Raw genomic sequence first — 11,721 nt, forward strand, 5'->3', positions numbered from 1 at the left:
AATGAAACAAATTATAGAATAAATGAATATTATAACTGTTTATTTTTCAACATATAATAATATAAAACCCCTGGAAATCCTAAAGGTAATAATCCAAAACAAAACATTATTATTTATAGAATTGCAAATAATCGCTTTTCATTTTCAAAATAAGGTAAATTTGATTGAAAGTTATTGATATTTTTCATAAATCAGACGCATAGGAGGATATCATTCAACATCATAAATATGGTTCAAAATAAAACGTTTCCGATTCTCCGGAGTATCTTTGGGTACAACGACTAATTGATAACCATAGCTTTCATAGATTTCCACCATCTTATGATAGGTGTATTCTGCTTCCTCCCAATCCTGTTTCCTGGCTTCGTCCGTACAGTATATTTCTTTCCAGGGAGGGAGTATAAACACAATACTTTCATACCTGCACTTTTGGACAGCCTCTTCCATTTCTTCGGTAATCGGATTCCCACTCATCACCCAATGACATAAAGAATCGGGGATTCCTCTGTCAAAGAAAACGGCTTTAGTGTGCTGACGGGCTTTTGCAGTCATATAATCTTCCACAGAACGATGAAGCATTAGCTCTGTATAAAGACTGTTATCTTTCCAAGGAATCCCCACTCCTCCTCTATCTACCTGTTCATTGATGATATCCCTTGCGGCTTCGGGTATTACCTCATAACCCTCAATTTTCAGCTCATTCAACAAAGTGGTCTTCCCTACCCCTGGTCCTCCTGTTATAATATAGAATTTATTACCTAAGGATGATCTTTGATTCATTGTTTTGCTTTTATTTTATTGAAGTGAAGATAGATATGTAATCAAAAAAATGTTCCGTAAATAAGACCGGAGATCGTTGCCATGATAATAACCAAGGTTACATAGATAATGGTCTTTTGCGTCCCCATCACACCTCGTATAACAAGCATATTCGGCAAGGAAAGCGAAGGGCCTGCCAACAGCAAAGCCAACGCGGGGCCTTTCCCCATACCGGAAGCAAGTAATCCTTGAATGATCGGTACTTCTGTAAGGGTAGCAAAATACATAAATGCTCCTGTAAAACTGGCGAAGAAATTAGATAAGAGGGAGTTTCCGCCAACCGCCCACTCAATCCATTCATTGGGTATTACACCCGCAATCGCGGTATTGTCGTGGGTAGAGCCAAGCAGGAAACCTGCCGTTACTACACCAATAGCCAAGAGTGGCATAATCTGCTTGGCAAATCCCCATGCCGAAAGTGTCCATTCGCGGTTTTCAGGGTCACGTTTATCCCGTAGCGTCATAAGCGACAGTGAGGCGATACCGACTATCATAGGCACGAGCGGAACCAGTTTCGGGTTCGGTATAAACAGGCTGGCTAATACGGCCGAAGCTGTCGTAACAACAACTCCCGTTACAACCCACTGCCATTTAATCTTCAGAATGGCAATAAGCGAATAAGCAAGCATAAGAGCTAATATCCCTGTGATATACCATTTATAGGTGAATATATAAAACCAAACACTTGACGTATCATCCGCAGCCGGAGCCCCCCAATTCGCAAAGACAAGTATCAAAACTAATGTGAAGAAATGAAACATCGTTTGCGACATCGGGCGTTTAGCCGGAGGAACTGTTATATTCATCTGTTCTTCCTTTTTTGCCTTTTCTTCTTTCCGGTAGATAAAAGCCATTACCAAACCGATGATGACAGAAAAGAGAATCGCACCGATCATACGTGCAACGCCCATCTCTGTTCCGAGGATACGCCATGTAAGAATGATCGATAGTATACTGATCGCCGGGCCGGAATAGAGAAATGCAATAGCTGGTCCTAATCCTGCCCCACGCTTATAGATACTGGTAAATAACGGGAGAATGGTGCAGGAGCATACCGCCAATATCGCACCAGAAACGGCAGCAACCGTATAAGACAACCATTTTTTTGCATTGGCTCCGAAGTATTTCAATACCGCGCCCTGACTGATAAAGACGGCTATCACACCTGCAATGAAAAAAGCAGGCAGAAGACACATTACAACATGTTCCTGTGCGTACCATTTCGATAAGTCGAGCGTAGCATCAATCGCTGTCATAAAACGTTCACTTCCCAGCGGCAGGAAAAATACCGCTGCGAAGACAGCGACCATCCAGAATAGGATTTTCAACTCTTTTTTAGTTTCCATTCGTAGTATATTATACTCCTAACAACTTGCGGATTTCGCTTTCGGAAGGCACATGACCTTTGATCTTTACTTCGCCGTCTACAACAATTCCAGGCAAGGACATCACGTTATATTTCATGATTTCCATAATATCTTCCTGCTTGGAGAGATTTACGTCCAGATTGTTTTCCTCGATTACTTTCTTTACTGTTTCATAGGTTGTTTTACATTTGGCACAACCTGTACCTAATACGATAATTTCCATACTTTGATATATTAAATTTATTTCTAAATACTTATTACGACATAATAAATCCCAACCAGAATAAATACGGCTGCAACTATACGCTTAAACCATTTTTGAAAGATGTTCATTTTATTATAGAACTTGCCGACATTGCTGACACTGTATGCCAACAGCCATGCTATGACTATGACCGGAAGCCCTGTTGCAATAGCGAATACCGGAGGAAGTAGCAATCCCGACGGGCTTGCAATAGTCAGAGGAATCAAACCTCCAAAGTAAAGTACACCGCTGTATGGACAGAAAGCAAGAGCAAAGAGTAATCCGAGCAGAAACGCATCGAGGTAACTCTTCCTCCCTTCTTTCTTTTCGAGTCTAGAAGTCAGTTTTCCCATTGCCGGAATATTCCACTTGATTATATCGAGCATCAGAATCCCGATAACAATAAGTGCTATACCCAACCACAGACCACCGATATTTTGTAATAGACGTGCTACCTGGAACTGGCTTGCTCCGAGATAAAAGATAAGTCCCAGCGCCGTATAAGTAAACATCCGTCCAAGTGTATAGAATAAGCCATTGAACAATACACGGTGTTTCACTCCTATATCTTTACTCAGATAAGCAGTTGCGGTAATGTTCGTTGCCAACGGGCAAGGACTGATAGCTGTCATCAAGCCTAAAACAAAGGCCGTTAGTAGCGGCCAACTCGATCCGTCAGCAAGGTTTTGTAAATAATCCATCATAACCTTTTATCGACTTCGGTTCTGATAAGGTCAATAAGCTTTTCGGGACTGTTCAAAGCATTGGCGAAAGCTTCTTTGGTTATTTCGATATGGTTATTCCCTTTAGCAATTATGAGGGCATTCCAGGTTACTTCGTATTTCTCTACAAGTGAAGCATTTTGTTCCTCCTCTGTTTTTACTTCAATAAATTTCACATGAGGATTATCCGTATAAAGTTCCTTTATAGTCTTTTCTGTCAGATCGCCTACCGCAATACACGTTTTGCAACGTTGTTTGCCATGGAAATAATAAACGTTCACAGCAGAAGTATCCACCATCTGTCCTTTTGTTTCGGTACCTGTAGGTTGTTCATTGTTTTTCTGTGTGTTACCACCGCAGGCAGCCAGCAATATGGCTAAAAATCCTACTAAAATAGATTTCTTCATCTTTTATCTTTTTATTGGTTAGTGATATGTTAGTTTGTCCTTTTATTATTAATAATAAGTTGCCAATGACCGACATCTTGCCATTGGTTAAGTTTCCAACCAATTTCTTTCATGTGGGAAGCTTGTTTGAATCCGAATTTCTCATGCAACTTCACACTACCTTCATTGGGAATACAGATTCCGGCAATTAATACATGGCTATTTTCTTTATCTAAATTTTGGAATAAATGCTCATATAGCATTGTGCCGAACCCTTTTCCGGTTTGGTCTTTATCTAAATAAATTGTAACCTCTTTTGTAGATGAATAAGCACATCTGTTATTCCATTTATGGACATAATAATATCCAACGATATGGCCCTCTACTTCGCCTACATAATAAGAAAATCCCGAATCAATTATTCCTTTGATACGTTCTTTCATTTCCTTTTCCGAAACAGGAACAGTTTCAAAACTTACAGCCGTATTCTCTATGTAGTAGTTATATATTTCGCAAATCCTACGGGCATCGTCCAATGTTACTTTTCTTATTTCCATTTTAGGTATATTTAAATCAATTGTTTGTAATTCGTAAACATACGAACATTAAAGCCAAAAAAAATAGCTATCAATAGCTACTTTTTGAAGTAGCTACACTTTCTATAAATCCACCTAACATTTTTTTCACCAAAGCCCAATTTTCTCGGTTGATACAGTACTTAACTGTCGGAGGTGCAACTTCTCCTTGTATCAATCCAGCATCTTTCAGTTCATTCAAATGCTGGGATAAGGTACTTTTCGCAATAGGTAGTAGCTCTGACATATCTCCATGAAAACAACATGTCTGGTTGGCAAGCATCTGGAGTATTGCAATCCGTATAGGATGCCCCATTGCTTTAGCAAATCGTGCCATTTGTTCCTGTTCCTTTGTAAGTTCTTGTTTTTTCATTACTTAATTATTTTCAGTTCGCAAATATACGAATAGATTTGTAATTCGCAAAATTACGAATGAAATAAATAGAAATTTTGTACTAAATCAATGTATAACCGATTTCCCTCAAAATCTTACTCTGGTATCGGCAAGCCATGTTGGCGTAGGAACGATAGTTTATCCCAATACCCTCTTTGAAATTTAATCTTTCCGTCTGTAATATGGAAGAAACCGCAGCCTCGTAATCCCAGCGGGTCGCGCCATTCGAGAATAGCCCATTCGCCATCCTCAAACAGGTTTTCGGGAATACAAACCATTTCGGCTGTAGCAAATTCAGACTGGAACATCTCTCTAATCGCTTTTTTGCCAATAATCGGTTCGTTGGCTACCTGATGGTTCACGGCATCATCATGATAGAGTTCGGCAATACTCTCTGCTTCTGCTGCATTGAACAACCTTATCCACTCTTCAAGAATTTCTTTTGGTGTCATAACATTACTTTCTTAATATCTTATCCATAGCCTTTCCTTTGGCTAATTCATCGATTAATTTATCCAAATAGCGAATCTGCTGCATCAGTTTCTCTTCAATTTCCTCCACCCGATAGCCGCAGATAACTCCGGTAATTTTAGAAGCGTTCGGATTGATCCGGGGTGCTTGGGTAAAGAAGGTCTCAAAATCGTTGTTATTATCAATCTGTTGTTGCAGCGTCTGTTTATCGTAGCCTGTCAGCCAGAAAATAATCTCGTCTACTTCCGCTTTTGTCCGACCTTTTTTCTCTGCTTTCTGAACATACATCGGATATACACGGGCGAAAGACATTTTGTACACTTTGTTATTATCCATAATTACTTCAGTTATTTTAAATTCATATCATTCTCGCTCCTTTATAGTAACAGAAACAGTATCGCCGGGCTGCTTACCGATTTGTTTACGTATATCTTTTCGTATGCCAATAATATGGCCGGGAGTTCCCATTCTTACCAAACTTCCCTGATAGGGAACGCCGTCAAAGGTTGCATCGACTGGAACGCGACCTTTTCCAAAGGTTGCGTTCACATCAAATGGGATTTCCACATAAGCGGCGTCCATATCCGGTACTTTCTGAATAATCGCATCAAACTCAAAGTATTTACTCATAAAATAAAGATATCTTTTAGTCCGTAAATATCTGAATAGTTTTTTAATTTGAGGATAAAAGTACTCAATTACAGTAAAGTATTTATTAGATTTGTAATCTTACAAAAGAACCAATAATATGAATATAATTACAGGAGCCAGCGGACAGGTAGGTTCGGCATTAGTAAAAGAATTGAATAGAAACGGAATGCCTGTTACTGCCGTTATAAGGAATCAGAGCAAGGCTAATATATTTGATTCAAACGTGAAGGTACGGATTGCCGATGTGTTTGATGCGGAATCGCTGATTAAAGCCTTCCATGGTGGAGAAACTGTATTCCTGCTTACTCCGGAGAATTTTCATTCGGAAGATGTACTTGGAGACGGCCAACGGATAATTGCCGCTTACCGCAAGGCCATCCAACAGACAGGTATCCGGCGGATTATTGGCTTGTCTTCTATGGGTGCTCATCTGGGAAACGGTACGGGCAACCTGATGATCTCGCACTGGCTGGAGGAAGCATTTGAGTATCTGCCTGTCGAAACTACTTTTATTCGTCCGGCCTATTATTTCAGTAATTGGCTAGCATACGCCGATGTGGTGAAAGAGTATGGCATTTTACCCACTTTCTTTGAACCTGAACAGAAAATCCCGATGGTTTCACCACAGGATATAGCCCGGTTTGCCGCTTCCATTTGCACGAATCCAACCTTTACCACAAAGGTTTTTGAACTTACCGGACCACAGGATTATAGTACACAAGACGTCGCTCGTGTTTACGCCAAATATTACAAACGGGAAGTTGTGCCAAATCGGATACCGCGTGAGGAGTGGGTACAAACACTGATTAGTGCCGGCTTTTCTACTGATGCCGCACAGAATATGGCGGCTATGACAGCAACTTTGGTTGACGGAGAAGACAAGCCCAAAAGTGATATAATTCCGATCAAGTTAGAAACCGGACTGGAAGATTATATCCGTAATGAAACAGGTAAAAGAGATATCGATGCTTATATTGCCGCTTCTCCCGAAGAAACCCATGCGCGCTTAAACGAAATCAGATATCTGATTCTACAAACGGTTCCTCAGCTTCAGGAAACCATCAGTTGGGGAATGCCTACATTCAAACTACAGGGCAAGAATCTTGCACATTTTGCCACACATAAACATCATCTTGGCTTCTATCCGGGTGAAGAAGCAATCGTGGTGTTCAAGGCACGATTGGTTGATTATAAGACCTCGAAAGGAGCTGTGCAACTTCCCTGGAGTAAGCCGTTCCCCAAAGAGTTGATCAGAGATATATTATTATGGCAAGCGGAGCAATTCTCTTAATTGGATAATGGAGGGAAATCAGTATAGTTCTACTTGCATTTATTTTGTGTTTTTGTACCAATTAATTAATCAGTTCACCTTAGTGAACTATATCGGTTCACCTAGGTGAGCCGAGTAGGTCACCCCTGTGAGCCACTTAGTTCACATAGGTGAGCCGATAAAAAATATATGATTGATTGCCGATTATCAGCGAAGTCATGGATATGGAACCGGCCACTATCAATAGTTTTAATCCATAAGGGAGAAGAGAATAATTAAAGGAAATTCAGAGGGACGAATCCCTCTGATTATTGTACTATTATCGATCAGATTCATCATCCCTCCAATGTTCCGGTTTGTTCAATTCATCACAGCATCGGATCTTTCCTTTGGCTATATCAAATCCTTTCGGGCTGATTGCCTGAATCATCCAATAATCACTATAAAGAATATGCCTGAGTATGAATTGAGGGATAACCTTGACAGACAGCCAAAGGTTATTTACTTCACGGACTCCGTCTTAGCTTTACACATAGACTGTAAAAGTAATATTTTTTTCTGCATTTTTAAGCATTGAAGTTAATCCCCGCTTTGCGCGCTTGCGCATGTTGCAGTCGGCGGTTGATATTGTACAGTTTCCCATCCTTGATAAACTTGGCTCCGGTTTGTTTGAACCAGAAAGAAACCTTTTGTTCTACACATAAGTCACGCAACTCCATCACCCAGTCAAAGTTGCAGGGACGTGCATCATACCCCGATTCTCCGCCGACAACTACCTGTTCTGCCCACGAACCAATATCGTATGACGTGAGGTCGATGCGCCCCAAGAGAGGTTCACTGATAATGATTTTATGTTTTATAGGAGCTTCTTTATAAATAGGCAGACGATAATCGGCACGATCCTGATTCTCGATAGTACAGCAGATGGTTACGTTCTCATATCCATCGCCCCAGTCATCAGGCAGAGATGCTTGCAAGCGGTCGATACGTTTGGTAATCATCATAAACCGCAAATCGCTCCGAAGACGCATCATCTGCCATGCTTCCGTGCGCCATTCATCAGCATCTTCCACGAAGAAGTCGGAAGTGAAACAGGTATAGACTAATGAACCGGAAGAAATCTTATATTCGCCATTGCGTTTCTTTTGGATAGGCAGATCGAAGTTCTTGGTTTTGGTGACAATGCTACTGTCAATACCTCTCTTAGCATCTCCCCGGTAGACGTAGCAATGCTGACAACCAGCACTCAACTTATGACAGCCGTGCCAAAGGTTCCACATTTTGGATTTGGATTCGATAGCGTTTTTGGGCATACCTTATCTTTTAAGTAAACCCTTTCTTCTGCATGGTTTCGCTGCTGAGGTATGCGGCCATTCCTGTTTTCATCTTCCTGAACCCCAGTTTTTCATAAAAACATTCTTTACCTGGTGAGGAATATAGTATAAAGTTGCATCCGGGAGTAGTATTCATCAGCTCACATACTATCATTTTGCCGATACCCCTACCCTGATAATCCGGATTTACAGCAACATCGTAAATTGCACTCTGGTATTCACCATCTGACAAGATACGTCCGAAGCCTACCATTACAGCCCCATCAAATACAAAAATCACGGCATAGCTGTTATCAAAAGCCCTATTGTGTTTGTCAGGTGCATAGTATCCCATCCTGACATCACGTAATGTATCCGCAACTGTTTTCCAGTCTACACCTGCGGTGTCATGCTGTATTCTAAGTTGTTCCATAAGGCTTTTTTATTTGATTCAGCCGTTGGGCTATTACTGCTATTCTCATATTTATTCTTTGTTATACTTCTGATTCTTCACAAGCCTGTCTCTCCAGAATATTCCAATTGTTTCTTTTTAGGAAGTTTCTTTATAACCTCTTCGACCGAATGCTTGATTAATTCCTCTATTAGTTCATCCGGTACATCTTTTTGAATATATACAGAGTTCCACATCAGGTTGTTGCCTGCATAATAACCTTTGGTGACACCAACGTATTTTTCTCTTAATTGCACCGTCTTTTCGGGGTCACATTTCAAAACGGCAAAATGTTCATTGTCTTTCGGATTCAGAGAAAAAAAGGCAAACATCTTATTCATGACTTTATAAACCAATACGTCTTCGCCAAAAGGCGTACATTCTTCTACATCCTTTACTGCAAGACAATGATTGCGTAATTCTTCGATATTCATTTCAACTGATATTTATCTTTCAGGGTTTGCTTCGCATCTTCATCCAAGGGACAGATATATCCTTCCCATCCCGGACAGAAATTGTGCTATTTTCGCCTACAAATTTACTAAATTTCTAACAAACAGTGGGGATAATCCTTGGACAACACACAAGATTCTCTACTTTTAAAGTACTAATTTCTCAAGTATGGGTCGATGTTTTCCCAAACAGATTATCGAGAATGCGGAAGCGTCTACCCTACCCCCTTTTTCAGATGAAGAAATGACTATTGTTCGTAAGGTGTATGATAAATACATTCGCAAACAAATTCATGATAATTGGTAATACATATTATGTTCTCGGGACAATACACTATTTTTGTGATTCAAACCCGAATAAAAAGCAAAATATGGCAAGACCAACCAATAAGCAAGATTTGATAGTAGCTGCAAACAGCCAGTTTGATAAACTGTGGAAGCAGATCGATTCCATGCCGGAAAAGAAACGGCTGGGTACATTCTCCTTTGAAGATAGAGATAGGAACCTGCGCGATGTATTGATACATCTATATGAGTGGCATCAATTATTGCTGAATTGGCTTCGTTCCAATCAAGCAGGCAATATGGTTAACTTTCTGCCCGAGCCTTATAACTGGAAAACATATCCACAGATGAACGTTGAGTTTTGGAAGAAGCACCAAACAACTCCGTTGGAAGAAGCGGTTACACTTTTGAAAGAAAGTCATGCCGATGTAATGAAACTTATTGAGCCGCTTACCGATGAGGAGTTATTTACGAAGAAGTATTTTCCGTGGACCGGGACAACTAACTTAGGAAGTTATTGCATTTCTGCCACATCGAGTCATTATGATTGGGCGATGAAGAAAATCAAGAAACATATAAAAGCCTGATAAGATATTCACCATTTATTACGATGTATTTTAGTGTCGTCCCACTTTTCTTTGGGCTGATGCTCACCCTTGGGATGTCCTACAGGAATCACATTCAGAGGTGTTACATGAGCAGGAATATCAATTAGGCTTCTGATCACTGCTATTCTGTCCTCGTATGGATAGGCCGCAGTCCATACAGCACCAAGCCCCATTGCTTCAGCTGCTAAGAGAATATTTTGACTTACCAGCGAACAATCCAGATACCAATAGTTAGACTTTATCGTATCTCCACACACAATAATTGCCATCGGAGCCTTAGTCAGCATCTTACCGTATGGTAAACCTTCGGCAAGTTTGTCTAGTATCTCTCTTTCGTTAATAACAAGTATTTCCCAAGGCTGTTTGTTCTGTCCCGACGGTGCTGCCATTCCTGCTTTTAAGAGTTTATCCAGCTCTTCATCAGTTACCGCCTTGCCGGGAATATAATCTCTCACACTTTTTCTGTTGTGGATATTCTCCAATATAATTTCTGCTTTCGAGGGCGTTATGCCTTCTCCTTTTTTATCTTGTTTACAAGCTGTCAACAATGCTAAAGATATAAATAGCAATCCTATTATTTTATTCATGATTCTATAATTTTCCGCAAACAACAATCAATCGCTCAAACAAAGGTAGTGTTTTTAAATAAAAACCGCTACGATTTGTGATACAGCGATACGGGATATACAAAACCTCATAAGCAAGAATATTTTGCAGAAAGAGGCGCAGAGAGGAAGAAGTACTAATTATGAATTGGTTGTCCCATTCTAAAATCTGTTTTTGCTCTTATTAAACCTCTCCCGCAAACGATAGAACAAATAATATACAAGTGGAATGATTACCAATGAAAGGAACATAGAACATATAAGTCCGCCTATCAACACCCATCCAAGCCCGTTTTTCCATTCAGCTCCGGCTTCGTGAGCTATGGCTATCGGAATCATACCGACTACGGTAGAAATTGTTGTCAGTAAGATAGGACGGAAGCGGCGGCTTGTAGCCTCCAGAAGTGCCTCTTTGATGGCTACACCCTGCTCCAATTGTTGATTGATAAAATCGACCACCAATATTCCGTTTCGGGAAACCAGTCCAATTAATATAAGGATTCCGAGCATGGTGATGATTCCAAGCGGAGTCATTGTCAGTCCGAGTGTAAAGAATACTCCGATAATAGCCAACGGTATGGAGAGGATAATTACAAACGGATGAGTATAGCTGTTGTAAAGCAAAACCATAAGAAGATAGACTAATATCAAAGAAATTATCATCACAATTCCTAAATCGCCAAAGCCTTCTTCCTGATTTTCCATATCACCGGCATACTTTATTTGTATCGAATCCGGCAGGTCGAGGCCCTCTATTGTTGCCATTACATCATCGCCCACATCGCCACTCGGACGACCTACAACCATACTGCTGATCGTTACGGAACTTATGCGGTTATAGCGTTCAAGGCGTGAAGGGCTTTCGCTCTCCGATATGGAAGCTATTTGCTTGAGTTTTATCTCCGACCCGTCGTTGTTGATAATAGTAAGGTTTTCAATGTCGGACTTGCTTTTGCGGTCGAATCTATCCAAACGGATATTAATGTCGTATTCTCTATTATCGTCCCTATACTTAGTCACCCCTTAAAAAGCGGCTTTAAGTTTTTCACTTAATAAAATTGTCTGTATCCGTAAAATGATATAGGCAATTTTTTGTTTGTATTTATTC

General features: G+C 40.4%; 18 protein-coding genes. 3 read left to right on the forward strand and 15 right to left on the reverse strand.

Features of this window, described 5'->3' with window-relative positions; translation table 11 throughout:
* Positions 1-210 precede the first annotated feature (210 nt).
* The 10 genes from M2470_RS01850 to M2470_RS01895 form a co-directional block, all read right to left on the reverse strand.
* The gene (locus M2470_RS01850; RefSeq protein WP_280743006.1) at positions 211-780 is read right to left on the reverse strand and encodes an AAA family ATPase; all 570 of its coding nucleotides are present in this window, start codon (positions 778-780) and stop codon (positions 211-213) included.
* Between the two features lie 41 nt (positions 781-821).
* Positions 822-2,165: a permease gene (locus M2470_RS01855; RefSeq protein WP_280743005.1), complete on the reverse strand. Its 1,344-nt coding sequence runs from the start codon at positions 2,163-2,165 to the stop codon at positions 822-824.
* Positions 2,166-2,175: 10 nt separating this feature from the next.
* On the reverse strand, positions 2,176-2,409 hold the full coding sequence (locus M2470_RS01860) for a thioredoxin family protein (RefSeq protein WP_280743004.1): 234 nt from the start codon (positions 2,407-2,409) through the stop codon (positions 2,176-2,178).
* A gap of 23 nt (positions 2,410-2,432) precedes the next feature.
* A complete protein-coding gene (locus M2470_RS01865) occupies positions 2,433-3,131 on the reverse strand; it encodes an aromatic aminobenezylarsenical efflux permease ArsG family transporter (protein WP_280743352.1) in 699 nt (232 codons plus the stop codon).
* On the reverse strand, positions 3,131-3,559 hold the full coding sequence (locus tag M2470_RS01870) for a nitrophenyl compound nitroreductase subunit ArsF family protein (RefSeq protein ID WP_280743003.1): 429 nt from the start codon (positions 3,557-3,559) through the stop codon (positions 3,131-3,133). The genes M2470_RS01865 and M2470_RS01870 overlap by 1 nt, the downstream gene beginning before the upstream one ends.
* A 29-nt stretch (positions 3,560-3,588) precedes the next feature.
* Entirely contained in the window at positions 3,589-4,095 is a 507-nt protein-coding gene (locus M2470_RS01875; RefSeq protein WP_280743002.1) for a GNAT family N-acetyltransferase, read from the reverse strand.
* Positions 4,096-4,165: 70 nt separating this feature from the next.
* Entirely contained in the window at positions 4,166-4,486 is a 321-nt protein-coding gene (locus M2470_RS01880) for a winged helix-turn-helix domain-containing protein (protein WP_280743001.1), read from the reverse strand.
* Positions 4,487-4,602: 116 nt separating this feature from the next.
* Complete coding sequence (locus M2470_RS01885; protein ID WP_280743000.1) at positions 4,603-4,959, reverse strand: nuclear transport factor 2 family protein; 357 nt, start codon at positions 4,957-4,959, stop codon at positions 4,603-4,605.
* A 4-nt stretch (positions 4,960-4,963) separates the two neighbouring features.
* Complete coding sequence (locus M2470_RS01890) at positions 4,964-5,314, reverse strand: DUF2200 domain-containing protein (RefSeq protein WP_280742999.1); 351 nt, start codon at positions 5,312-5,314, stop codon at positions 4,964-4,966.
* Between the two features lie 27 nt (positions 5,315-5,341).
* Positions 5,342-5,608 carry a DUF1905 domain-containing protein gene (locus M2470_RS01895; protein WP_280742998.1) on the reverse strand — a complete coding sequence of 89 codons (267 nt, stop codon included), beginning with the start codon at positions 5,606-5,608 and terminating at the stop codon, positions 5,342-5,344.
* 118 nt (positions 5,609-5,726) lie between these two features.
* Here M2470_RS01895 and M2470_RS01900 point away from each other — a divergent pair, with 118 nt between their 5' ends.
* Complete coding sequence (locus M2470_RS01900) at positions 5,727-6,920, forward strand: NAD(P)H-binding protein (RefSeq protein ID WP_280742997.1); 1,194 nt, start codon at positions 5,727-5,729, stop codon at positions 6,918-6,920.
* Positions 6,921-7,465: 545 nt separating this feature from the next.
* On the opposite strand, the gene M2470_RS01905 is transcribed toward M2470_RS01900, so the two are convergent.
* From M2470_RS01905 to M2470_RS01915, 3 genes are all read right to left on the reverse strand, one after another.
* Complete coding sequence (locus M2470_RS01905) at positions 7,466-8,212, reverse strand: DUF5131 family protein (RefSeq protein ID WP_280742996.1); 747 nt, start codon at positions 8,210-8,212, stop codon at positions 7,466-7,468.
* Between the two features lie 10 nt (positions 8,213-8,222).
* Positions 8,223-8,645, reverse strand: coding sequence for a GNAT family N-acetyltransferase (locus M2470_RS01910; RefSeq protein WP_280742995.1), 423 nt, complete (start codon positions 8,643-8,645; stop codon positions 8,223-8,225).
* A gap of 77 nt (positions 8,646-8,722) precedes the next feature.
* Complete coding sequence (locus M2470_RS01915) at positions 8,723-9,097, reverse strand: MmcQ/YjbR family DNA-binding protein (RefSeq protein WP_280742994.1); 375 nt, start codon at positions 9,095-9,097, stop codon at positions 8,723-8,725.
* Between the two features lie 187 nt (positions 9,098-9,284).
* Here M2470_RS01915 and M2470_RS01920 point away from each other — a divergent pair, with 187 nt between their 5' ends.
* Positions 9,285-9,422, forward strand: a complete 138-nt coding sequence (locus M2470_RS01920) for a hypothetical protein (RefSeq protein WP_280742993.1) — start codon at positions 9,285-9,287, stop codon at positions 9,420-9,422.
* 64 nt (positions 9,423-9,486) lie between these two features.
* A complete protein-coding gene (locus M2470_RS01925) occupies positions 9,487-9,987 on the forward strand; it encodes a ClbS/DfsB family four-helix bundle protein (RefSeq protein WP_280742992.1) in 501 nt (166 codons plus the stop codon).
* A gap of 8 nt (positions 9,988-9,995) precedes the next feature.
* On the opposite strand, the gene M2470_RS01930 is transcribed toward M2470_RS01925, so the two are convergent.
* Positions 9,996-10,595, reverse strand: coding sequence for a nitroreductase family protein (locus M2470_RS01930; protein ID WP_280742991.1), 600 nt, complete (start codon positions 10,593-10,595; stop codon positions 9,996-9,998).
* A gap of 180 nt (positions 10,596-10,775) precedes the next feature.
* Complete coding sequence (locus M2470_RS01935) at positions 10,776-11,633, reverse strand: efflux RND transporter permease subunit (protein ID WP_280742990.1); 858 nt, start codon at positions 11,631-11,633, stop codon at positions 10,776-10,778.
* Positions 11,634-11,721 lie beyond the last annotated feature (88 nt).

It is taken from the genome of Parabacteroides sp. PH5-46 (assembly GCF_029892785.1).
Taxonomy (GTDB): domain Bacteria; phylum Bacteroidota; class Bacteroidia; order Bacteroidales; family Tannerellaceae; genus DFXE01.

Coding starts and splice junctions, on each gene's coding strand:
- M2470_RS01850 (WP_280743006.1), bottom strand. CDS start 780: ATGAATCAAAGATCATCCTTAGGTAATAAATTCTATATTATAACAGGA.
- M2470_RS01855 (WP_280743005.1), bottom strand. CDS start 2,165: ATGGAAACTAAAAAAGAGTTGAAAATCCTATTCTGGATGGTCGCTGTC.
- M2470_RS01860 (WP_280743004.1), bottom strand. CDS start 2,409: ATGGAAATTATCGTATTAGGTACAGGTTGTGCCAAATGTAAAACAACC.
- M2470_RS01865 (WP_280743352.1), bottom strand. CDS start 3,131: ATGGATTATTTACAAAACCTTGCTGACGGATCGAGTTGGCCGCTACTA.
- M2470_RS01870 (WP_280743003.1), bottom strand. CDS start 3,559: ATGAAGAAATCTATTTTAGTAGGATTTTTAGCCATATTGCTGGCTGCC.
- M2470_RS01875 (WP_280743002.1), bottom strand. CDS start 4,095: ATGGAAATAAGAAAAGTAACATTGGACGATGCCCGTAGGATTTGCGAA.
- M2470_RS01880 (WP_280743001.1), bottom strand. CDS start 4,486: ATGAAAAAACAAGAACTTACAAAGGAACAGGAACAAATGGCACGATTT.
- M2470_RS01885 (WP_280743000.1), bottom strand. CDS start 4,959: ATGACACCAAAAGAAATTCTTGAAGAGTGGATAAGGTTGTTCAATGCA.
- M2470_RS01890 (WP_280742999.1), bottom strand. CDS start 5,314: ATGGATAATAACAAAGTGTACAAAATGTCTTTCGCCCGTGTATATCCG.
- M2470_RS01895 (WP_280742998.1), bottom strand. CDS start 5,608: ATGAGTAAATACTTTGAGTTTGATGCGATTATTCAGAAAGTACCGGAT.
- M2470_RS01900 (WP_280742997.1), top strand. CDS start 5,727: ATGAATATAATTACAGGAGCCAGCGGACAGGTAGGTTCGGCATTAGTA.
- M2470_RS01905 (WP_280742996.1), bottom strand. CDS start 8,212: ATGCCCAAAAACGCTATCGAATCCAAATCCAAAATGTGGAACCTTTGG.
- M2470_RS01910 (WP_280742995.1), bottom strand. CDS start 8,645: ATGGAACAACTTAGAATACAGCATGACACCGCAGGTGTAGACTGGAAA.
- M2470_RS01915 (WP_280742994.1), bottom strand. CDS start 9,097: ATGAATATCGAAGAATTACGCAATCATTGTCTTGCAGTAAAGGATGTA.
- M2470_RS01920 (WP_280742993.1), top strand. CDS start 9,285: ATGGGTCGATGTTTTCCCAAACAGATTATCGAGAATGCGGAAGCGTCT.
- M2470_RS01925 (WP_280742992.1), top strand. CDS start 9,487: ATGGCAAGACCAACCAATAAGCAAGATTTGATAGTAGCTGCAAACAGC.
- M2470_RS01930 (WP_280742991.1), bottom strand. CDS start 10,595: ATGAATAAAATAATAGGATTGCTATTTATATCTTTAGCATTGTTGACA.